Origin of the sequence: Enterobacter sp. N18-03635 (assembly GCF_004006055.1) — a bacterium.
GTDB lineage: Bacteria > Pseudomonadota > Gammaproteobacteria > Enterobacterales > Enterobacteriaceae > Enterobacter > Enterobacter vonholyi.
Window position 1 is genome coordinate 1 of record NZ_CP034769.1, and the last position, 22292, is coordinate 22292.

The window sequence follows — 22292 nt, forward strand, 5'->3', positions numbered from 1 at the left end:
GTGTCACTTTCGCTTTGGCAGCAGTGTCTTGCCCGATTGCAGGATGAGTTACCAGCCACAGAATTCAGTATGTGGATCCGCCCGTTGCAGGCGGAACTGAGCGATAACACGCTGGCTTTGTATGCGCCAAACCGTTTTGTGCTCGATTGGGTAAGGGACAAGTACCTTAATAACATCAATGGATTGCTGAACGATTTCTGTGGGTCAGATGCCCCGCAGCTGCGTTTTGAAGTGGGCACAAAGCCGGTCACCCAAACCGTACGTGAAACCGTGAACGTCGCAGCGCCTGCTCAGGCCGCTCCAGCTCCGGCCCCTCGCGTCGCACCCGCTCGTCAGGGCTGGGATAATGTCCCTGCACCGGCTGAGCCAACCTACCGCTCTAACGTTAACGTGAAACACACGTTCGATAACTTCGTTGAAGGTAAATCGAACCAGCTGGCGCGCGCGGCGGCTCGTCAGGTTGCTGATAATCCCGGTGGAGCCTACAACCCGCTGTTCCTTTATGGCGGCACGGGTCTGGGTAAAACGCACCTGCTGCATGCGGTGGGCAACGGCATCATGGCGCGCAAGCCCAATGCCAAAGTGGTGTATATGCACTCCGAACGCTTCGTTCAGGACATGGTAAAAGCCCTGCAAAACAATGCGATCGAAGAGTTTAAACGCTACTATCGTTCCGTTGACGCGCTGCTGATCGATGACATCCAGTTCTTTGCCAATAAAGAACGATCGCAGGAAGAATTTTTCCACACCTTCAATGCCCTGCTGGAAGGCAATCAGCAGATCATTTTGACCTCGGATCGTTACCCAAAAGAGATCAACGGCGTTGAAGATCGTCTGAAATCCCGCTTCGGCTGGGGCCTGACCGTGGCGATCGAGCCACCGGAGCTGGAAACCCGCGTCGCGATCCTGATGAAGAAAGCCGATGAAAACGACATTCGCCTGCCGGGTGAAGTGGCGTTCTTCATTGCCAAGCGTCTGCGCTCCAACGTCCGTGAGCTGGAGGGGGCACTGAACCGCGTTATCGCCAATGCCAACTTCACCGGTCGTGCGATCACCATCGATTTTGTGCGTGAAGCGCTGCGCGATTTGCTGGCATTGCAGGAAAAACTGGTCACTATCGACAATATTCAAAAGACGGTGGCTGAGTACTACAAGATCAAAGTGGCAGATTTACTGTCTAAACGTCGTTCCCGCTCGGTGGCGCGTCCGCGTCAGATGGCGATGGCGCTGGCAAAGGAGTTAACCAACCACAGTCTGCCGGAAATTGGGGATGCGTTTGGTGGCCGTGACCATACGACCGTGCTGCACGCTTGTCGCAAGATTGAGCAGTTACGCGAAGAAAGCCACGACATAAAAGAAGATTTTTCCAATCTAATCAGAACATTATCATCGTGACGCTATGAAATTTACCGTTGAACGTGAACATTTATTAAAACCGCTGCAACAGGTGAGTGGCCCATTAGGCGGTCGCCCAACGCTGCCTATTCTCGGAAACCTGCTGCTTCAGGTCGCGGACGGTACGCTGTCGCTGACCGGTACAGATCTGGAAATGGAAATGATCGCGCGCGTTACGCTGACGCAGCCGCACGACGCGGGCGCGACCACGGTTCCGGCACGTAAATTCTTTGATATCTGCCGCGGGCTGCCGGAAGGCGCTGAAATCGCCGTGCAGCTGGAAGGCGACCGTATGCTGGTGCGTTCTGGCCGCAGCCGTTTCTCGCTCTCCACGCTGCCAGCAGCGGACTTCCCGAACCTGGACGACTGGCAGAGCGAAGTTGAATTCACCCTGCCTCAGGCGACGATGAAGCGTCTGATTGAAGCCACGCAGTTTTCCATGGCGCATCAGGACGTTCGTTACTACTTAAACGGCATGCTGTTCGAAACCGAAGGTGAAGAGCTGCGTACCGTGGCAACCGACGGCCACCGTCTGGCGGTCTGTTCTATGCCGATTGGCGACTCACTGCCAAACCATTCGGTGATCGTGCCGCGTAAAGGGGTGATTGAGCTGATGCGTATGCTCGACGGTGGCGACACGCCGCTGCGCGTGCAGATCGGCAGCAACAACATCCGCGCACACGTGGGCGACTTTGTCTTCACATCGAAGCTGGTTGACGGCCGTTTCCCGGATTATCGCCGCGTATTGCCGAAGAATCCGGACAAAACGCTGGAAGCCGGTTGCGATAGCCTCAAGCAGGCGTTTGCACGTGCGGCCATTCTCTCTAACGAGAAATTCCGCGGCGTGCGCCTGTACGTGAGTGAAAACCAGATCAAAATCACCGCTAACAACCCGGAGCAGGAAGAGGCAGAAGAGATTCTGGACGTCACCTACGCCGGGGCTGAGATGGAAATCGGCTTTAACGTCAGCTACGTACTGGATGTGCTGAATGCGCTGAAATGCGAAAACGTGCGCATTCTGCTGACCGACTCCGTTTCAAGCGTACAGATTGAAGATGCCGCATCACAGTCGGCTGCCTATGTTGTTATGCCAATGAGACTGTAATGTCGCTCACCCGTCTGTTGATCCGCGACTTTCGCAATATCGAAAGCGCGGATCTCGCTTTATCCCCCGGCTTTAACTTCCTGGTTGGCGCAAACGGCAGCGGCAAAACCAGCGTGCTTGAGGCCATCTATACGCTCGGCCACGGTCGGGCGTTTCGCAGTTTGCAGATTGGTCGCGTCATTCGCCACGAGCAGGAATCCTTTGTTCTGCACGGGCGTTTGCAGGGCGAGGAGCGGGAGACCGCCATCGGCCTGACCAAAGATAAGCAGGGCGACAGCAAGGTGCGCATCGACGGCACTGACGGCCATAAAGTGGCGGAGCTGGCGCTGCTGATGCCAATGCAGCTGATTACGCCCGAGGGGTTTACTTTACTCAACGGCGGCCCCAAATACAGAAGAGCGTTCCTCGACTGGGGATGCTTTCACAACGAAGCCGGATTCTTTAACGCCTGGAGCAACCTGAAGCGTCTGCTCAAGCAGCGTAACGCCGCGCTGCGCCAGGTGACGCGCTACGCCCAGCTGCGTCCGTGGGACATGGAGTTAATCCCTCTCGCGGAACAGATAAGCCGCTGGCGTGCCGAATACAGCGCTGGTATCGCCGAAGACATGGCCGACACCTGCAAACAGTTTTTACCTGAATTCTCTCTCACCTTCTCCTTCCAGCGCGGCTGGGAGAAAGAGACGGACTATGCCGAAGTGTTAGAGAGAAGCTTCGAGCGCGACCGCATGTTGACCTATACCGCGCACGGCCCGCACAAGGCGGATTTCCGCATTCGTGCTGACGGTGCGCCAGTGGAAGACACGCTGTCGCGCGGGCAGCTCAAGCTCCTGATGTGTGCGCTGCGCCTGGCACAGGGAGAGTTTCTCACCCGCGAGAGCGGAAGACGCTGCCTGTACCTGATAGATGATTTTGCCTCGGAACTTGACGACGCGCGGCGCGGGCTGCTTGCCAGCCGCTTAAAAGCCACGCAGTCGCAGGTTTTCGTTAGCGCGATAAGCGCTGAACACGTTATAGACATGTCGGACGAAAATTCGAAGATGTTTACCGTGGAAAAGGGTAAAATAACGGATTAACCCAAGTTGAAATGAGCGAGAAACGTTGATGTCGAATTCTTATGACTCCTCCAGTATCAAAGTCCTGAAAGGGCTGGATGCGGTGCGTAAGCGCCCGGGTATGTATATCGGCGACACGGATGACGGCACCGGTCTGCACCACATGGTATTCGAGGTGGTAGATAACGCTATCGACGAAGCGCTCGCGGGTCACTGTAAAGACATCGTGGTCACCATCCATGCGGATAACTCCGTCTCCGTCACCGATGACGGTCGTGGCATCCCAACCGGTATTCACCCGGAAGAGGGCGTCTCTGCAGCGGAAGTGATCATGACCGTCCTGCACGCAGGCGGTAAGTTCGACGATAACTCCTATAAAGTTTCCGGCGGCCTGCACGGCGTAGGTGTTTCGGTAGTAAACGCCCTGTCGCAGAAGCTGGAGCTGGTTATCCAGCGCGAAGGCAAAATCCACCGTCAGCTTTATACGCACGGCGTGCCGCAGGCACCGCTGGCCGTCACTGGCGACACCGACAAAACCGGTACCATGGTGCGTTTCTGGCCGAGCCTCGAAACCTTCACCAACGTCACCGAGTTCGAGTACGACATCCTGGCGAAACGCCTGCGTGAACTGTCGTTCCTGAACTCCGGCGTCTCGATTCGCCTGCGCGACAAGCGTGACAACAAAGAAGACCACTTCCACTACGAAGGCGGTATCAAGGCGTTCGTTGAGTATCTGAACAAGAACAAAACGCCTATCCACCCGAATATCTTCTACTTTTCCACCGAAAAAGACGGCATCGGCGTGGAAGTGGCGCTGCAGTGGAACGACGGTTTCCAGGAAAACATCTACTGCTTTACCAACAACATTCCACAGCGTGACGGTGGTACTCACCTTGCTGGCTTCCGTGCGGCGATGACCCGTACCCTGAACGCCTACATGGACAAAGAAGGCTACAGCAAGAAAGCGAAAGTCAGCGCCACCGGTGACGATGCCCGTGAAGGCCTGATTGCCGTGGTTTCCGTGAAGGTGCCGGATCCGAAGTTCTCCTCACAGACCAAAGACAAGCTGGTCTCTTCTGAGGTGAAATCGGCGGTTGAGCAGCAGATGAACGAACTGCTGAGCGAATACCTGCTGGAAAACCCGTCCGACGCGAAAATCGTGGTGGGCAAAATTATCGATGCGGCGCGTGCCCGTGAAGCGGCGCGTAAAGCGCGTGAAATGACCCGTCGTAAAGGCGCGCTGGACCTGGCAGGCCTGCCGGGCAAACTGGCTGACTGTCAGGAACGCGACCCGGCATTGTCCGAACTGTACCTCGTGGAAGGGGACTCTGCGGGCGGTTCTGCGAAGCAGGGCCGTAACCGTAAGAACCAGGCTATCCTGCCGCTGAAGGGTAAAATCCTCAACGTTGAGAAGGCGCGCTTCGACAAGATGCTCTCTTCTCAGGAAGTGGCGACGCTCATCACCGCGCTGGGCTGCGGCATCGGCCGTGACGAGTACAACCCGGACAAACTGCGCTACCACAGCATCATCATCATGACCGATGCGGACGTCGACGGCTCGCACATTCGTACGCTGCTGTTGACCTTCTTCTATCGTCAGATGCCTGAAATCGTTGAGCGTGGTCACGTCTACATTGCCCAGCCGCCGCTGTACAAAGTGAAGAAAGGCAAGCAGGAACAGTACATCAAAGATGACGAAGCGATGGATCAGTACCAAATCGCGATCGCCCTTGATGGCGCGACCCTGCACGCGAACTCGCACGCCCCTGCACTGGCCGGTGAGCCGCTGGAGCGTCTGGTATCCGAGTTCAACGCCACGCAGAAAATGATCACGCGTATGGAACGCCGTTATCCGAAAACGCTGCTGAAGGAACTGGTTTATCAGCCAACCCTGACCGAAGCCGATCTGAGCAACGAGCAGACCGTCACTCGCTGGGTGAACGCCCTGGTGACCGATCTCAACGAAAAAGAGCAGCACGGCAGCCAGTGGAAATGCGATGTTCAGCAGAATGCCGATCAGCAGTTCGAGCCGATCGTTCGCGTGCGTACTCACGGCGTCGACACCGACTATCCGCTGGAGCACGAGTTTGTGACCGGTCCGGAATACCGTCGTATCTGCACGCTAGGCGAGAAGCTGCGCGGTCTGATTGAAGACGATGCGTTCATCGAACGTGGCGAACGTCGTCAGCCGGTAGCCAGCTTCGAGCAGGCGCTGGACTGGCTGGTGAAAGAGTCCCGTCGCGGCCTCGCGATCCAGCGCTATAAAGGTCTGGGCGAAATGAACCCGGAGCAGCTGTGGGAAACCACCATGGATCCGGAAAGCCGCCGCATGCTGCGCGTTACCGTTAAGGACGCGATTGCTGCAGACCAGCTGTTCACCACCCTGATGGGCGATGCGGTTGAACCACGTCGTGCCTTCATCGAAGAGAACGCCCTGAAAGCGGCAAATATCGATATTTAATCGACGTGATACCGCACGATAACTGGCCGCGCGTTTAGCGCGGCTTTTTTATGGGCGCAGGCATATCCAGCGACATCACGGATGGTAAACGGCTCGCCAGCGTATCTATCGCTATTCTTACCCTCAGCGGCAGATGCGGCGTCTGCTGCCACACGGCATGAACGTTGAAATGCACTTCCGGTGCCTGCTTCAGGAGCGGGACGAGTTTACCCTGATGGATTTCTTTAACGACCATCCAGCAGGGCAGCCATGCAATGCCGTGCCCGGCCAGCGCCGCGTCGCAGATCGCCTGCAAATCATCCATATTGAGTGATGACCGGGGTGTAAAGGTGTGCGACGTTCCTTCGTTATCCATCAGCTGCCAGGACAACACTCTGCCTGCGCTCAAATAGTTGATGGCCGTATGCTGGGATAAATCATTAACGCTTTGTGGCTGGCCTTTCTTCAGCAGATACTCCGGCGTGGCGCACAGCACCATGCGGTGTTCTCCCAGCTTTCTGGCGACCATCATGCTGCTGTCCTGCAGCGTGCCGTTACGCACCGCCATATCAAACCCTTCCTCTACCAGATCCACCACGCGGTCGCTGAACGACATTTCAAGCTCAAGCCCGGGGTGTTCCTGCGCCAGTTCAATCAGCAGCGGCGCGACGCACTGGCGGCCAAACAGTACCGGCATGGCAACGCGCAGGCGGCCGGTGACCTGCTGTTTCCCCGTTTCAAGCAGCGACTCTGCGCCCCGAATCTCCTCCAGCGCGCGCAGGCAGCGTTCATAAAAAAGGGCGCCGTTATCGGTCAGCCTCTGGCTGCGGGTGGTGCGCTGAAAGAGCCGTACTCCCAGGCGTTCCTCAAGGCGAGCAATGCTTTTTCCCACCGCCGAGCGCGACAGGTGCAGGCGAACTGCGGCCTGTGCAAAGCTTCCTGCCTCCACGGCAGCGACAAAAACAGGAATATCTTTCAGCGTATCGGTCATGGATTGTATCCATTCAGGCATCAATAAAGAGAAAACTTATCGCCACTGGTGACGAAGAGTCAACGCTAGACTGTCGGTACTGAAGCTTATTTGATCGCAGGAGAGAAAAATGACAGAGACAATGCAACGCTGGACGATGAACGCCCTCGGGCGCGAGAGCCTCACACTCACTCAGGAGCCCATTCCACAGCCAGGCCCGGGTGAAGTACGCGTGCGGGTGAATGCCGTTGCGCTCAACTATCGCGATAAAATGGTGATTGAAGGCACGATGCCGATTCCGCTCTCCTTCCCGTTTACCCCGGCGTCTGACATGGCGGGCGTCGTAGATAGCGTTGGTGAAGGCGTCACGCGTTTCCAGCCAGGCGCCCGCGTCATCTCAACCTTCTTCCCGGAGTGGATCGACGGTAAACCGCAGGCTGACGCGCGCAATTTGCCCTATAAAACGTCCGGCGGATACTACCAGGGAATGCTGGCCGAGTACGTGATTGTGAAGGAAGACGCGCTGGCGGCCTCTCCGGAGACCCTGGATGACGCCGAGGCCAGCACCTTACCCTGCGCAGGGCTTACCGCCTGGTTCGCGCTGGTGGAACGCGGCCAGCTGCGCGCCGGGCAATCGGTGCTGGTACAGGGAACGGGCGGCGTGGCGATTTTCGCCCTGCAAATTGCAAAAGCGCACGGCGCGGAGGTGTTTGTCACCTCGGGGAGCGATGAAAAACTGGCGCTGGCCAAAACGCTGGGGGCCAGCCAGGGCATCAACCGTCTGAAAGGCGACTGGGCTGAAAATACGCTGGCGCTGACTCAGGATCGCGGCATCGACCATATTATTGAAACCGTGGGCGGAGAGAACCTGAAGCACTCCCTGCGCGCCGTTGCCGTTCATGGACGCATATCGGTCATTGGCGTGCTGGCCGGGTCTGACATTTCGCTCTCTGCTGGCGAACTGTTGCTGAAATCTCCCGTCATTCAGGGGATCGGCGTAGGCCACCGCAGGGCGCTGGAAGATTTCGTTCGCGCTGTTGACGTCACGGGACTGAAGCCGGTGATTGAGCATCGCTACCGCTTTAACGAGCTTGAACAGGCACTTGAACATCTGGATCGCGGCGCGTTCGGTAAAATCGTTCTCACCCGCGAGTAAGCCTTTGTTCCCCGGAATAAACGTAAAAGGGGTGTTCCTGTTGCGCAATGTAGCTCTATTTTTGTGTGCTTAATCGCGTTAGCATGAGGCAGCACTCATTTATCCCGGGGAACTCATGGCTATCAAACTCATTGCAATCGATATGGACGGCACGCTGCTGTTGCCGGACCACACCATCTCTCCAGCTGTTAAAAACGCGATCGCCGCGGCGCGCGCAAAGGGCGTGAATGTGGTTCTGACCACGGGGCGTCCGTATGCGGGCGTGCACAGCTACCTGAAAGAGCTGCACATGAATCAGCCTGGCGACTACTGCATCACCTATAACGGCGCGCTGGTACAGAAAGCCGCGGATGGCAGTACGGTTGCGCAAACCGCGCTGAGCTACGATGACTACCTGTTCCTGGAAAAACTGTCCCGTGAGGTGGGTTCCCACTTCCACGCCCTCGATCGCAATACGCTTTACACCGCCAACCGTGATATCAGCTACTACACGGTACATGAATCCTACGTTGCGACCATTCCGCTGGTGTTCTGTGAAGCCGAGAAAATGGATCCGGCCACCCAGTTCCTGAAAGTGATGATGATCGACGAGCCGGAGATCCTGGATAAAGCGATTGCGCGCATTCCGGCCGAGGTGAAAGAGAAATACACCGTGCTGAAAAGTGCGCCGTACTTCCTCGAAATCCTCGATAAACGCGTCAATAAAGGCACCGGCGTTAAATCGCTGGCCGACGCGCTGGGCATCAAGCCGGATGAAATCATGGCGCTGGGCGATCAGGAAAACGACATCGCGATGATTGAATTCGCGGGCATGGGAGTGGCGATGGATAACGCTATTCCGTCGGTGAAAGAAGTGGCTAATTTTGTCACCAAATCCAACCTCGAAGACGGCGTGGCCTACGCGATCGAGAAGTTTGTGCTGAACTAAACACCCGCTTGCTATACCCTGATGCGATAACTGTGCATCAGGGTATCCTCATGAAACAAATCACCTTCGCTTCCCGCAACCACCAGCTGACCAACATCAATACCTGGACGCCGGACAGCCAGTGGCTGGTCTATGACGTGCGCCCGTCAGGTGCGTCGTTCACCGGTGAAACCATCGAGCGGGTCAACGTCGGCACGGGTGAGGTGGAGGTGGTTTATCGCGCCACTGACGGCGCGCATGTCGGCGTGGTGACCGTTCATCCCGCGCAGGAGAAATACGTGTTTATCCACGGTCCGAAAAATCCGGATGCAGACTGGCACTACGATTTTCATCATCGTCAGGGGGTGATTGCGCATCACGGCCAGTTGAGCAACCTGGACGCGATGGATATCACTTCGCCGTACACTCCTGGCGCGCTGCGCGGCGGAAGCCACGTCCATGTCTTCAGCCCGAATTGCCTGCTCGTCAGCTTTACCTATAACGACCACGTGCTCCACGAGCGCGATCCTAAACTTGATTTACGCAACGTCGGCGTGGCGGCGCCTTTCGGTCCGGTAAACCCGCAGGGGAACCATCCCCGTGAATATTCGGGAACCTTCTGGAGCGTACTGGTTAGCCGCACGACGCCCAATCCGCAGCCGGGCAGCGACGAGATTAACCGCGCTTACGAAGAGGGCTGGGTGGGCAACGACAGGCTGGCGTTTATCGGCGATACCCTGTCTGCAACGGGCGAGAAAGTGCCTGAACTTTTTATTGTTAATCTGCCCGAAGACGAGCAGGGCTGGAAGCGTGCGGGCGATGCGCCGCTACAGGGCACGACGGATACCCTGCCAGCGCCGCCAGCGGGAGTAGAACAGCGTCGTTTAACCTTTACGCATCAGAGGGCGTATCCGGGTCTGGTAAACGTGCCGCGTCACTGGGTTCGCAGTAATCCGCAGGGGACACAGATTGCGTTTCTGATGCGGGATGATAACGGCATTGTGCAGCTGTGGCTGATCTCGCCGGAGGGCGGCGAGCCGCGCCAGTTGACGCGAAACGGAAGCGATATTCAGTCTGCATTTAACTGGCATCCTTCCGGCGATCGTTTGGGGTTTGTGCTCGAAAATAGGATCGCGTGCTGCGACGCACAGACCGGAGAGGTGACGTTTTTGACGTCCGATCACGGCAATCCGCCATCTGCTGATGCGGTCGTGTTTTCTCCGGACGGACGCGTTATTGCATGGATGGAAGAGACAGCCGGTTTCCGTCAGCTTTGGGTAACGGAAACCGCGCAGCGCTAGCGTGGAGGCATGTCAGCGGGCGGGATGACGGCGTTTGTCGCCAGATTCTCCTGCTCGCTTTTTTCTACCCGTGAGCGTACGGAGTTGTCCTTACGAAACATATCCCACGGCAGCAGAAGCGTATCCGCCACGGCCGTAAACGGCATATCGAGGATAACCAGGGATTTGGTGCCCCAGTTTGTATCGTCATCGGAGAGCATCGTCGCGCTGGCTCGCGTCCCCGGATATGTTCCTTCTTTACCGCCGGTGTGAGACATCACGCTCGAACACCCGCAAAGTAAAACTACCCCGCTGAACGTCGTCAGCTTTATCAGAACATTTTTCATCATCACTCAGTCATCGTTAATGGCACTGCATAGACCTTCAACTCAGGGTTATAGCGAGCCTTATCCAAAATGGATAGCCCGATAACCCCGCACTGTGGCAGCCATCGCAATTTAACCCTTTGTGCTGTTGTCCCAGTCTAAGCGAGATGCAGGAAAGTGCAAAAAAAAGTGCAGGTGTCGTTCTTGAAAAGGCCGATTGCAGACCCATTTTAATGATGTGGCCCGATAACGAACTCGCCTGATGGGTGTTCGGGGGGCGCAAAGGCCTGTCCATGGTGGAAGGCTTCAACTTCTCGCTGATTTCAGGAGTTTTATTTATGCGTAACTTCGATCTTTCTCCGCTCTACCGTTCTGCAATTGGTTTTGACCGCCTGTTTAATCATTTAGAAAATAACCAAAGCCAGAGCAACGGCTACCCTCCATACAATGTTGAGCTGGTTGACGAAAACCACTACCGCATCGCCATTGCCGTCGCCGGTTTTGCAGAAAACGAACTGGAAATCACCGCTCAGGACAACCTGCTGGTGGTGAAAGGTTCCCATACGGCCGAGCAGAAAGAACGTACCTACCTTTATCAGGGCATCGCCGAGCGCAACTTTGAACGCAAGTTCCAGTTAGCCGAGAACATTCACGTGAAAGGCGCGAACCTGGTCAACGGCCTGCTGTTTATCGAACTGGAACGTGTGATTCCGGAAGAGAAAAAACCGCGTCGTATCGAAATTAACTAATTATGCGGGTCGCGCGAGCGGCCCACCCAGACTTGCTTGCCGTAACGGGAGCATATGCGAATCCACTTGGATTTGCAGGAACAACTGCGCACAAAAAATTGTGCCGAACTCGCTTCTCAGAAGGAGATTTAGTATGCGTAACTACGATTTATCCCCCTTGCTTCGTCAGTGGATTGGTTTTGACAAACTGGCTAACGCCCTGCAAAACACCGCTGAGCAACAGACTTTTCCGCCTTACAACATCGAAAAAAGCGACGATAACCATTATCGCATCACCCTTGCGCTGGCCGGCTTCCGCCAGGAGGATCTGGATATCCAGCTCGAAGGCACGCGTCTGACCGTGAAAGGTACGCCGGAGAAACAAGAGACCGAGACCACATGGCTGCATCAGGGGCTGGTTAATCAGCCGTTTAGCCTGAGCTTTACTCTGGCAGACCATATGGACGTCTCCGGCGCAACGTTTACCAACGGGCTGCTGCATATTGACCTGACCCGTAACGTGCCGGAAGCCATCGCGCCACAGCGTATCGCCATTAGCGACCGGCCGGCGTTAAACAGTTAATTGTGCGCGGGCTGGTGCCCTCACCCGACCCTCTCCCACAGGGAGAGGGTGAAAAGATAAAGCCCTGCCCCGGCAGGGCTTTTTTGTGCGCCATCGCCCATACAACCGCCCACGGCTCTGAGAGAATCCTTAGCATAACTAAGGTTATGCCAAGGAAGTGGATCATGAGTGATATCGCGTTAACCGTAAGCGTGTTGGCCCTGGTCGCTGTTGTTGGCCTGTGGATAGGGAATATCAAAATCCGCGGCGTCGGGTTTGGGATAGGCGGGGTGCTGTTTGGCGGCATTTTTGTCGGGCACTTTGCCGACAAGCTCGGGCTGGTCCTCAGCGCCGAAATGCTCCACTTTACCCAGGAGTTCGGCCTGATCCTCTTCGTTTATACTATCGGTATTCAGGTGGGACCGGGGTTTTTCGCCTCTCTTCGGGTCTCCGGAATACGGCTCAACCTGTTTGCCCTCGGCATTGTGGTGATGGGCGGGCTGGTCACCGCCATTCTGCATAAAATCTTTGCTATCCCGCTGCCCGTGGTGCTGGGCATTTTCTCCGGAGCGGTCACCAACACGCCCGCGCTCGGTGCCGGGCAGCAAATCCTCCGCGATTTGGGCATCGAACCCGGCATCGTCGACCAGATGGGGATGAGCTACGCCATGGCCTATCCGTTTGGCATTTGCGGCATTCTGCTCTCTATGTGGCTGGTCCGCGTCCTGTTTCGCATTAACGTCGATAAAGAGGCAAAGGACCACGAAACCACCCTCACCAACGGCCATATGCCGATCAAAACCATCAACATTCGGGTTGATAACCCCAACCTGAACAATATGGCGATTCAGGACGTGCCGATCCTGAACAGCGCCAATATCATCTGCTCCCGCCTTAAGCGCGACGATATGCTGATGGTGCCCGCGCCCGGCACCGTCATTCAGCAAGGCGATCTGCTGCATCTGGTCGGCCAGCCCGGCGATTTAAACAACGCGCGGCTGGTGATTGGTCAGGAAGTGGATACCTCGCTCTCAACGCGCGGCACCGATATGCGGGTGGAACGCGTTGTGGTGACTAACGAGCACGTCCTTGGTAAAAAAATACGCGATCTGCAGGTAAAAGAGCGCTATGACGTGGTGATCTCCCGCCTCAACCGTGCGGGTGTCGAGCTGGTCGCCAGCCCCGAGGCCAGCCTGCAGTTCGGGGATATCCTCAACCTGGTGGGTCGCCCCTCGTCCATCGACGCCGTGGCGGATATGGTGGGTAACGCCCAGCAGAAGCTGCAGCAGGTGCAGATGCTGCCGGTGTTCATCGGTATTGGGCTTGGCGTGCTGCTCGGCTCCATCCCGCTGTACGTGCCGGGCTTCCCGGTGGCGCTCAAGCTTGGCCTGGCGGGCGGGCCGCTGATTATGGCGCTGATCCTCGGGCGTATCGGCTGCATCGGTAAGCTCTACTGGTTTATGCCGCCGAGCGCCAACCTGGCGCTGCGCGAGCTGGGCATCGTGCTGTTCCTGGCGGTGGTCGGGCTGAAGTCCGGCGGGGATTTTGTCGATACGCTGATCAAGGGCGAAGGGATGAGCTGGGTCGGCTACGGCATCTTTATCACGGCGATTCCGCTGCTGACGGTGGGCATACTGGCGCGGATGTTCGCCAAAATGAACTACCTGACGCTGTGCGGCATGCTGGCGGGCTCCATGACCGATCCGCCCGCGCTGGCCTTTGCCAACAACCTGCACAGCACCAGCGGCGCGGCTGCGCTCTCCTATGCCACCGTCTACCCGCTGGTGATGTTCCTGCGCATCATTACGCCGCAGCTACTGGCGGTGCTGTTCTGGGGGATGGGCTAGCAGGTCGTCCGGGTGGATGCGTCGCAGATGGTAGTCCACCTGGTAATCACTGGTATTGCGGAACATCACGGAATAATTGAGGAACTCGCCGCTGTCGCTGTAGGAAAGGGAGGTGATACGCAGCAGCGGCGTCTGTTCCGGCAGGTTCATATAACCCGCCAGCTGCTTATCGGCCAGCACCGGCGTCAGGCTCTCGTAGTTGCCGCTGATGGTGATCCCGCACTCCTTCTCGATGTAATCAAACTTTGACCCTTCAAGATGCGCCAGCGACAGATTGCGAAACAGCTTCACCGGCATAAAACTGTCCTCCAGCATCAGCGGCTTTCCGTCCACGTAGCGCACCCGTCGGGAAAAGTAGATCCGCTCATCCACCTGAATTCGCAGCTGGCTGGCGATGGCGGGCGGGGCGGGCATCACTTCGAACTGCAGCACCTTGCTCTGCACCTCTTTTCCCTGCTGACGCAGCACTTCCACCAGCCCGGTCAGGTTGGTGGTTTCGTGGTGAACGTCTTTGCGTGACACAAACGTGCCGCTGCCGTGCCGCCGTTCAACCAGCCCCCAGCTCACCAGCAGATCCAGCGCCTTGCGGATGGTCATTCGCGCCACGCCGAACTCCTGCGCCAGCGCTTTCTCGCCCGGCAGCGGACTGCCGATATTGTAGTCCGACGAATTCAGCCGCAGCCGCAATCTGTCAGCAATGGATTTGTAGATCACCAGTAGACCTCTCTGCCCTTATCAGGCCGTGGATGGCGTCCTGACATGTCCATATTTACCGCAAAAAGTAGACCTGATTGGTCAAAATAAAACCATGAATGCGATCACGAATCGCAGCGGCACGCCATGTTCGCGCATCAGTAAGTTCTTATGCTCACCTCAGGCCAGCAAAAAACCATAAAGGCCTCTACCCCTACAGGTTGTTTCATGAGGATTTAAAAATGCTCAGTCAAATACAACGTTTTGGCGGTGCCATGTTTACCCCGGTGTTGCTGTTTCCGTTCGCCGGGATCGTGGTGGGAATCGCCATCATGCTTCGCAACCCGCTGTTTGTCGGCGAAGCCTTAACGGCCCCCGATCATCTTTTCGCGCAGATTGTTCACATCATTGAAGAGGGCGGCTGGGCGGTGTTCCGCAATATGCCGCTGATTTTTGCCGTCGGCCTGCCGATTGGCCTGGCGAAGCAGGCCCAGGGCCGTGCCTGTCTGGCGGTGCTGATTAGCTTCCTGACCTGGAACTACTTCATCAACGCGATGGGGATGACCTGGGGCCACTTCTTTGGCGTCGACTTCTCCGCCGAACCGACGGCCGGTAGCGGGCTGGCGATGATTGCCGGCATCAAAACGCTCGATACCAGCATCATCGGTGCAATCGTGATTTCAGGCATCGTCACCGCCATCCACAACCGCTATTTTGACAAGCCGCTGCCGGTGTTTCTGGGGATTTTCCAGGGCAGCTCGTTTGTCGTTATCCTCGCGTTCTTCGTCATGATCCCCTGCGCCTGGCTGACGCTGCTGGGCTGGCCGAAAGTGCAGATGGGCATTGAGTCCCTGCAGGCGTTCCTGCGCTCTGCCGGGGCGCTGGGCGTGTGGGTCTATACCTTCCTGGAACGCATTCTGATCCCAACCGGATTGCACCACTTCGTCTACGGTCCGTTCATCTTCGGCCCGGCGGCGGTGGAAGGGGGGATTCAGGTCTACTGGGCGCAGCATCTGCAGGAATTCAGCCAGAGCACCCTGCCGCTGAAAACCCTCTTCCCGGAAGGCGGCTTCGCCCTGCACGGTAACTCAAAAGTGTTCGGCTCGGTCGGGATTGCGCTGGCGATCTGGTACACCGCGTCGCCGGAAAACCGCGTCAAGGTCGCGGGGCTGCTGGTCCCGGCCACGCTTACCGCGGTGCTGGTGGGCATTACCGAACCGCTCGAATTCACCTTCCTGTTTATCTCGCCGCTGCTGTTTGCCGTTCACGCCGTGCTGGCGGCGACCATGGCGACGGTGATGTACACCTTCGGCGTGGTCGGGAACATGGGCGGCGGCCTGCTGGACCAGTTCCTGCCGCAAAACTGGATCCCGATGTTCCATAACCACGCCGCGACGGTCTTTACCCAGATCGGCATTGGCGTCTGCTTCACCGGAATTTACTTCGTGGTCTTCAAAACGCTGATTGCACGTCTGAACCTGAAAACCCCGGGCCGGGAGGAGAGCGAAATCAAGCTCTACAGCAAGGCCGACTATAAGGCGGCGCGCGGGCAAACCACCGCCCCGGCCGCGGCCAGCCAGCAGGTCGGGCAGGCCGCCGGATTCCTGCAGGCGCTCGGCGGCGCGGCCAACATCGAAAGCATCAACAACTGCGCCACCCGCCTGCGCATCGCCCTGGTCGATATGGCGAAAACGCAAAGCGATGACGTCTTCAAAGCCCTCGGCGCCCACGGCGTGGTGCGACGCGGTAACGGCATTCAGGTGATTGTCGGCCTGCACGTTCCTCAGGTGCGCGACCAGCTGGAATCGCTGATGAAAACCCCCTTAACGAATGAACAAACCACCCTGACAGAGGCTATATCATGAAAAAATTCTCAGTTGTCATTGCAGGCGGCGGCAGCACCTTTACGCCTGGTATCGTCCTGATGCTGTTAGCCAACCGTGACCGTTTCCCGCTGCGCGCCCTGAAGTTTTATGACAACGACGGCGCGCGTCAGGAGACCATCGCCGAAGCGTGCAAAATCATCCTTAAGGAGCAGGCTCCGGAGATTGAATTCAGCTACACCACCGATCCGAAAGCGGCCTTTAGCGATGTCGATTTCGTGATGGCGCATATCCGCGTGGGCAAATACCCGATGCGCGAAAAAGATGAAAAAATCCCGCTGCGCCACGGCGTGCTGGGCCAGGAAACCTGCGGCCCGGGCGGGATTGCCTACGGCATGCGCTCTATCGGCGGCGTGCTGGAGTTGGTGGATTACATGGAGCAGTACTCCCCAAACGCGTGGATGCTGAACTACTCCAACCCGGCGGCGATTGTCGCGGAAGCCACGCGCCGTCTGCGTCCGAACGCCAAAATCCTCAACATCTGCGATATGCCGATCGGCATTGAAGGGCGCATGGCGCAGATAGTCGGCCTGAAGGACCGCAAAGAGATGCGCGTGCGCTACTACGGCCTGAATCACTTCGGCTGGTGGACGTCGATTGAAGACCTGAACGGCAACGATCTGATGCCGAAGCTGCGCGAATACGTGGCGAAAAACGGCTATGTTCCGCCTTCGGAAGATGCGCACACCGAAGCGAGCTGGAACGATACGTTCGCTAAAGCAAAAGACGTGCAGGCGCTGGATCCGGACACCATGCCGAACACCTACCTGAAGTATTACCTGTTCCCGGACTACGTGGTCGCGCATTCCAACCCGGAACGCACCCGCGCCAATGAGGTCATGGATCACCGTGAAAAGCATGTGTTCAGTTCCTGCCGGGCGATTATCGAGGCGGGCAAATCCTCCGCCGGTGAGCTGGAAATTGATGAACATGCGTCGTACATCGTCGATCTGGCGACGGCAATTGCCTTTAACACCCAGGAGCGGATGCTGCTGATTGTGCCTAACAACGGGGCCATCCATAACTTCGATGCCGACGCGATGGTTGAGATACCGTGCCTGGTGGGCCATAACGGTCCTGAGCCGCTTACGGTGGGCGATATTCCACACTTCCAGAAAGGGCTGATGAGCCAGCAGGTGGCGGTGGAAAAACTGGTGGTGGATGCCTGGGAGCAGCGCTCGTATCAGAAACTCTGGCAGGCGATTACCCTGTCGAAAACCGTGCCGAGCGCGTCCGTCGCGAAAGCGATTCTGGATGACCTGATCGAGGCCAACAAGGATTACTGGCCAGAGCTGCACTGATCGTCCTGACCGACATCGCCCGATGTCGGTCTCCTTGTCCTTGTCGATTTACGCTATGCTGAAGCCTGCCCGTAGCTCGACAAGGAACCTTCATGAAAATTTCCCGCCTCGGCGAAGCGCCGGACTACCGCTTCTCGCTGGCTAATGAACGCACGTTTTTAGCGTGGATCCGCACCGCGCTGGGATTCCTTGCCGCAGGGGTGGGTCTCGACCAGCTCGCGCCTGATTTTGCCACGCCGCTGATTCGAGAGGTGCTGGCGCTGCTCCTGTGCTTGTTTGCGGGCGTGCTGGCGGTTTACGGCTATCTGCGCTGGCTGCGCAATGAGAAGGCGATGCGTCTGAAGCAGGATCTGCCCTATACGCGCGGGTTACTCATCATCAGCGCGGTTTTGCTGGCGGTGGCGGGCGTGGTGATGGTGCTGGTGTTCTATGGCGGATAGCCGCAAAGCGCGACGGGAAGCGGACCCCGGCCTGCAGCCGGAGCGGACGTCGCTCGCCTGGCTGCGTACGCTGCTGGGGTATGGCGCGCTGATTGCCCTGGCGATTAAGCACAACTGGCACCGCACCGGGGTGCCGTTCTGGATCTCGCTTGTTGTGCTGGCGCTGGTGGCGATCGTTTTATGGCGCTATACCCGCAGCCGTAACCTGATGGACGTGGCGCAGAACGACTTTGTGCAGCCGAAGGCGGTGCGGGATAAGTTCCTGATTGCGCTGGCCGTGCTGTCTCTGTCTTTACTCTTCGCAGTGACTCACATTCAGCAAATTGTGAGCTTTTAAAGCCCGGTGGCAGCTACGCCTTACCGGGCCTACGATTAGCGGCCTTTTGCTAAATACTTCGCCATCTCGTCTTCCGGCACCATCCCGCCGCCGGTCGCCCACACAACGTGGGTAACGTTCGCACCGGCACTGACGCGCAGCGGCCCGGCCATCCCCGCCAGCGCCGACGGTTCCAGACGAATGCCTTCCTCCTGCGCCAGCCAGCCGAGCATGTCGTACATGCTCCGATCGGAAAGCGTATAGAACCCGTCGAGCAGGCGCTCCATCGCGCGACCCACGAAGCCAGACGCGCGCCCTACCGCCAGCCCGTCCGCCGCCGTCACGTTATCAATGCCCAGGTCCTGTACGGCAATCTCGTCGTGCAGGCCTGTGTAAACGCCCAGCAGCATGCACGGGGAGTGCGTGGGCTCCGCGAAGAAGCAGTGGACGTTGTCGCCAAAGGCCAGCTTCAGGCCAAACGCCACGCCGCCGGGGCCGCCGCCGACGCCGCACGGCAGGTAGACGTATAGCGGATGCTCCGCGTCCACCACGCGGCCCTGTGCGGCAAACTGCGCCTTCAGCCGCTCGCCCGCCACCGCATAGCCCAGGAACAGGGTGCGGGAGTTTTCATCGTCAATGAAGAAACAGTTAGGATCGCTTTCCGCCGCTTTGCGTCCCTGCTCCACCGCCACGCCGTAATCCTGCTCGTATTCCACGACGATCACGCCGTGGCTGCGCAGTTTGGCTTTCTTCCACTCGCGGGCGTCGGCGGACATATGCACCGTCACCTTAAAGCCGATGCGGGCGCTCATAATGCCGATGGACATACCCAGGTTGCCGGTTGAGCCCACGGCGATGCTGTACTGGCTGAAGAAGTCCTTAAAGCGCGGCTCCAGCAGAACGCTGTAGTCGTCTTCAACGCTCAGCAACCCGGCTTCCAGCGCCAGTTTTTCCGCGTGGGTCAGCACCTCATAGATACCGCCGCGCGCTTTAATCGAGCCGGAGATCGGCAAATGGCTGTCTTTTTTCAGCAGCAGGGTGCCGGGAATGGCCTTGCCGGACTCTTTCTCCAGCCGCGCCTGCATTGCCGGAATCGCGACCAGTTCGGATTCAATAATCCCGCCCGTTGCCGCCGTCTCCGGGAAGGCTTTCGCCAGATAAGGCGCGAAGCGTTTCAGGCGAGCATGGGCGTCGTCCACGTCGGCTTTGGTCAGCCCAACATAGGGCAGCCCTTTAGCCAGCGTGGTGGTACGCGGGTTAAGCCAGGTGGTTTCTTTCAGGGCAATCAGATCCTCAACCAGAGGAAACTGTGCGGTTAAAGTAGTGATAGTTGCGTTTTCCATAATACGTCTCTTCGCGCTCAGATAATGAAAGAAAGCAGGAATGTGCCGCCAAGTGCAAGCACCGAGGCGATAAACGTCGCCGTCGTATAGTATTTGAAGGTCTCATTCAGGGTCGCGCCGCAGTATTGCTTCACCAGCCAGAAGAGGGAATCGGTTACGATTGTGCAGCCAATGGCGCCGGAACCGATGGCAATGGTGATGATCTCCGGGCTCACGTTCGGGTAGAGCGGCAGCATCGGCGCGACTATCGCCGTGGCGCCCATCATCGCGACCGTGGCGGAGCCTACGGCGGCATGCAGCACCAGCGCCACTAGCCAGGCGAGCAGGATAGGGTGCATGTGCAGGTTCGATAGAATATGCGCCAGCGAGTCCGCCAGCCCGCTGGTTTTCAGGATGGCGTTAAACGCGCCCCCCGCGCCGATAATCAGCAAAATGTTGGCGATAGAGCCGAAGCCATGCTCTGTATGGGTTAGCATCGCGCCCATGCCCATATGCTGGCGGATGCCCAGCAGGTAGTAGGCGACAAACACGGCGATAAACATCGCGGTGATCGGGTTGCCGATAAACTCCAGCAGCGTATACAGCGTGCCTTCTTTTGCCATATTCAGCTCGGCAATGGTTTTCACCAGCATCAGGGCAATCGGCAGCAGCACCGTGAACAGCGTGGCGCCCAGCGACGGCAGGGTGTGCTCTTCCCGCACCTTCAGGTCTGAAAATTCCGCCGGAACCGGTTTAAACGGCAGACGGTTGCCGAGCAGTTTCAGGAACAGCGGGCCGCCGACCAGCGAGGCCATCAGGCCTACCATCAAACCGTAGACAATGACCGTTCCGACGTCCGCGCCTAATTTATTGGTCACAAACAGCGCGGCCGGATGCGGCGGCACCACGCAGTGCACCGCCATCAGCGCGGTACAGAGCGGAATGGCCAGCTTAAGCAGCGACGTGTTGGTCTTTTTGGCGATGGAAAACGCCAGCGGGATCAGCAGTACCACGCCCACTTCCACAAACAGCGTAATGCCGCAAATAAGGCCCACCAGCACCATAATCACGTCCGCCGACAGCCAGCGGCAGCGCTGCAGCGCGATCCCGATGCGCTCGGCCGCGCCGGAAACCTCCATCATCTTGCCGAGAATGGTTCCAAGGCCGATCACCGCCGCCAGGAAGCCCAGCGTGCCGCCAATCCCGTTCTCGATGGCGTTCACCATATCCAGCGGGCTCATTCCCATCATTGCGCCGACGAAAAAGCTCGCCAGCAGCAGCGCGAGGAATGGGTGAAACTTCAGTTTTACGATGGTTAAAACAATCAACACGATGCTGACAAGCAGCGTTGCCACAACCCAGACCTGAGATCCCATATCTCACCTCATCCTTATGTCATCTGGGGGTATTGGACGAAAAAGCGGCGTGGGCTGACAAACGATATAAATTGGCGTTCAGGTGAGCCAGATTGAATCAAATGAGTGACTATGCTCTAAAAAACGCACTTAATCTGCATTAGGGTCACATAAATTCACCCGGGAACGGTATGCTGAGCGCAGAAAACACGCGTGAGAATTGTGATGACCGATGCAAATGAAGCCAGAAACCGGCTATTAAACGGCTGGCAGCTGTCGAAAATGTACACCTTTGAAGTGGCTGCCCGGCATGAATCCTTCGCGCTGGCGGCGGAGGAACTGTCGCTTAGCCCCAGCGCGGTAAGCCACCGCATCAACCTGCTGGAAGAAGAGCTGGGTATTCAGCTGTTTGTCCGTTCGCACCGTAAAGTCGAGCTGACGCAGGAGGGAAAGCGCGTTTACTGGACGCTAAAATCGTCCCTCGACACCCTGAATCAGGAGATTCTGGACATCAAAAACCAGGCGCTGTCCGGCACGCTGACGGTCTACTCCCGGCCATCGATCGCTCAGTGCTGGCTGGTACCCATGCTGGGTGACTTTACCCGCCGCTATCCGTCGATTTCGCTCACCATCCTGACCGGCAATGATTACGTCAATATGCAGCGAACGGGCGTCGATCTGGCGCTCTATTTCGACGATACACCGCCAAACCATCTGTCTCATCACTTCCTGATGGACGAGGAGATTTTGCCCGTCTGCTCCCCGCGGTATGCCCGCGAGCATGAACTGCTGAAAAACCCTGATAACCTCAGCCACTGCACGCTGCTGCACGACCGTCAGGCCTGGAGTAACGATTCCGGTACGGATGAATGGCTGAGCTGGGCGCAGCACTTTGCGGTGAATATGCCGCCATCGTCGGGCATTGGTTTCGATCGTTCGGATTTGGCGATTATTGCGGCCATCAACCACGTTGGCGTCGCGATGGGCCGAAAGCGGCTGGTGCAAAAACGGCTTGAACGGGGCGAGCTGATCGCCCCGTTTGGTGACAAGACCCTGAAATGCCATCAGCACTACTATGTCTCGACGCTTTCTGGCCGTCAGTGGCCGAAAATAGACGCCTTTATCGGCTGGCTGAAAGAACTGGCAGGTTGAAGAATTATTACGCTTTCGCTCTACACCAAATGTGAAAAAGCGTGCTAAATACAGGTAATGCT

Annotated in this window: 20 protein-coding genes and 1 other annotated feature; of the genes, 15 read left to right on the forward strand and 5 right to left on the reverse strand. The window is 57.5% G+C overall.

The features are described from left to right. Genes dnaA through gyrB form a run of 4 tightly spaced genes read left to right on the forward strand, consistent with a single transcriptional unit; the run spans position 1 to position 6013 of the window. Positions 1–1395 (forward strand): chromosomal replication initiator protein DnaA, encoded by a 1395-nt coding sequence (gene dnaA, locus ELK40_RS00725; protein ID WP_010426558.1) that lies wholly within the window; start codon positions 1–3, stop codon positions 1393–1395. Between the two features lie 4 nt (positions 1396–1399). Further along, a complete protein-coding gene (gene dnaN, locus ELK40_RS00730) occupies positions 1400–2500 on the forward strand; it encodes a DNA polymerase III subunit beta (protein WP_008500170.1) in 1101 nt (366 codons plus the stop codon). Next, positions 2500–3573 carry a DNA replication/repair protein RecF gene (recF, locus tag ELK40_RS00735; protein WP_048030318.1) on the forward strand — a complete coding sequence of 358 codons (1074 nt, stop codon included), beginning with the start codon at positions 2500–2502 and terminating at the stop codon, positions 3571–3573. Before dnaN ends, recF begins: the two co-directional genes overlap by 1 nt. A gap of 28 nt (positions 3574–3601) precedes the next feature. Continuing rightward, positions 3602–6013: a DNA topoisomerase (ATP-hydrolyzing) subunit B gene (gene gyrB, locus ELK40_RS00740; protein ID WP_127729011.1), complete on the forward strand. Its 2412-nt coding sequence runs from the start codon at positions 3602–3604 to the stop codon at positions 6011–6013. 34 nt (positions 6014–6047) lie between these two features. On the opposite strand, the gene ELK40_RS00745 is transcribed toward gyrB, so the two are convergent. Continuing rightward, on the reverse strand, positions 6048–6983 hold the full coding sequence (locus tag ELK40_RS00745) for a LysR family transcriptional regulator (RefSeq protein ID WP_127729012.1): 936 nt from the start codon (positions 6981–6983) through the stop codon (positions 6048–6050). Positions 6984–7092: 109 nt separating this feature from the next. Here ELK40_RS00745 and ELK40_RS00750 point away from each other — a divergent pair, with 109 nt between their 5' ends. From ELK40_RS00750 to ELK40_RS00760, 3 genes are all read left to right on the forward strand, one after another. Further along, a complete protein-coding gene (locus tag ELK40_RS00750; protein ID WP_127729014.1) occupies positions 7093–8118 on the forward strand; it encodes an NAD(P)-dependent alcohol dehydrogenase in 1026 nt (341 codons plus the stop codon). A gap of 115 nt (positions 8119–8233) precedes the next feature. Further along, complete coding sequence (yidA, locus tag ELK40_RS00755) at positions 8234–9046, forward strand: sugar-phosphatase (RefSeq protein WP_115876765.1); 813 nt, start codon at positions 8234–8236, stop codon at positions 9044–9046. 50 nt (positions 9047–9096) lie between these two features. Continuing rightward, positions 9097–10326: a DUF3748 domain-containing protein gene (locus ELK40_RS00760; protein ID WP_127729016.1), complete on the forward strand. Its 1230-nt coding sequence runs from the start codon at positions 9097–9099 to the stop codon at positions 10324–10326. Here the strand turns inward: ELK40_RS00760 and ELK40_RS00765 are convergent. Further along, positions 10323–10655: a YceK/YidQ family lipoprotein gene (locus tag ELK40_RS00765; protein WP_096150942.1), complete on the reverse strand. Its 333-nt coding sequence runs from the start codon at positions 10653–10655 to the stop codon at positions 10323–10325. The genes ELK40_RS00760 and ELK40_RS00765 overlap by 4 nt on opposite strands. A gap of 249 nt (positions 10656–10904) precedes the next feature. Beyond that, positions 10905–10976: a sequence feature (ROSE (Repression Of Heat Shock gene Expression) occurs in the 5'-region of heat shock genes and acts as an RNA thermometer to modulate expression.), on the forward strand. Between ELK40_RS00765 and ibpA the strand changes: the two genes are divergently transcribed. The 3 genes from ibpA to ELK40_RS00780 all read left to right on the forward strand — a co-directional run bounded on the left by ibpA (position 10970) and on the right by ELK40_RS00780 (position 13768). Then, on the forward strand, positions 10970–11380 hold the full coding sequence (gene ibpA / locus ELK40_RS00770) for a small heat shock chaperone IbpA (RefSeq protein ID WP_008500162.1): 411 nt from the start codon (positions 10970–10972) through the stop codon (positions 11378–11380). It overlaps the preceding feature by 7 nt. A gap of 133 nt (positions 11381–11513) precedes the next feature. Next, complete coding sequence (gene ibpB, locus ELK40_RS00775; RefSeq protein WP_115876763.1) at positions 11514–11942, forward strand: small heat shock chaperone IbpB; 429 nt, start codon at positions 11514–11516, stop codon at positions 11940–11942. 164 nt (positions 11943–12106) lie between these two features. Then, a complete protein-coding gene (locus tag ELK40_RS00780) occupies positions 12107–13768 on the forward strand; it encodes a putative transporter (protein WP_127729018.1) in 1662 nt (553 codons plus the stop codon). Here the strand turns inward: ELK40_RS00780 and ELK40_RS00785 are convergent. Continuing rightward, entirely contained in the window at positions 13736–14482 is a 747-nt protein-coding gene (locus tag ELK40_RS00785; RefSeq protein ID WP_023618235.1) for a GntR family transcriptional regulator, read from the reverse strand. The genes ELK40_RS00780 and ELK40_RS00785 overlap by 33 nt on opposite strands. Positions 14483–14703: 221 nt before the next feature. On the opposite strand from ELK40_RS00785, the gene ELK40_RS00790 reads away from it, so the two are divergent. From ELK40_RS00790 to ELK40_RS00805, 4 genes are all read left to right on the forward strand, one after another. Continuing rightward, positions 14704–16326 (forward strand): alpha-glucoside-specific PTS transporter subunit IIBC, encoded by a 1623-nt coding sequence (locus ELK40_RS00790; RefSeq protein ID WP_024907386.1) that lies wholly within the window; start codon positions 14704–14706, stop codon positions 16324–16326. Then, on the forward strand, positions 16323–17645 hold the full coding sequence (locus tag ELK40_RS00795; RefSeq protein WP_127729020.1) for a 6-phospho-alpha-glucosidase: 1323 nt from the start codon (positions 16323–16325) through the stop codon (positions 17643–17645). Before ELK40_RS00790 ends, ELK40_RS00795 begins: the two co-directional genes overlap by 4 nt. Before the next feature lie 92 nt (positions 17646–17737). Next, entirely contained in the window at positions 17738–18085 is a 348-nt protein-coding gene (locus ELK40_RS00800; protein WP_115876760.1) for a YidH family protein, read from the forward strand. Next, entirely contained in the window at positions 18075–18422 is a 348-nt protein-coding gene (locus tag ELK40_RS00805) for a DUF202 domain-containing protein (RefSeq protein ID WP_115876759.1), read from the forward strand. Before ELK40_RS00800 ends, ELK40_RS00805 begins: the two co-directional genes overlap by 11 nt. Before the next feature lie 35 nt (positions 18423–18457). Here ELK40_RS00805 and dsdA read toward each other — a convergent pair whose 3' ends face one another. Both dsdA and dsdX read right to left on the reverse strand, forming a co-directional pair. Further along, complete coding sequence (dsdA, locus tag ELK40_RS00810; protein ID WP_127729022.1) at positions 18458–19744, reverse strand: D-serine ammonia-lyase; 1287 nt, start codon at positions 19742–19744, stop codon at positions 18458–18460. A gap of 17 nt (positions 19745–19761) precedes the next feature. Beyond that, on the reverse strand, positions 19762–21099 hold the full coding sequence (dsdX, locus tag ELK40_RS00815; protein ID WP_127729024.1) for a D-serine transporter DsdX: 1338 nt from the start codon (positions 21097–21099) through the stop codon (positions 19762–19764). Positions 21100–21303: 204 nt separating this feature from the next. Here dsdX and dsdC point away from each other — a divergent pair, with 204 nt between their 5' ends. Further along, entirely contained in the window at positions 21304–22230 is a 927-nt protein-coding gene (gene dsdC / locus ELK40_RS00820) for a DNA-binding transcriptional regulator DsdC (RefSeq protein WP_127729026.1), read from the forward strand. Positions 22231–22292: the final 62 nt, after the last annotated feature.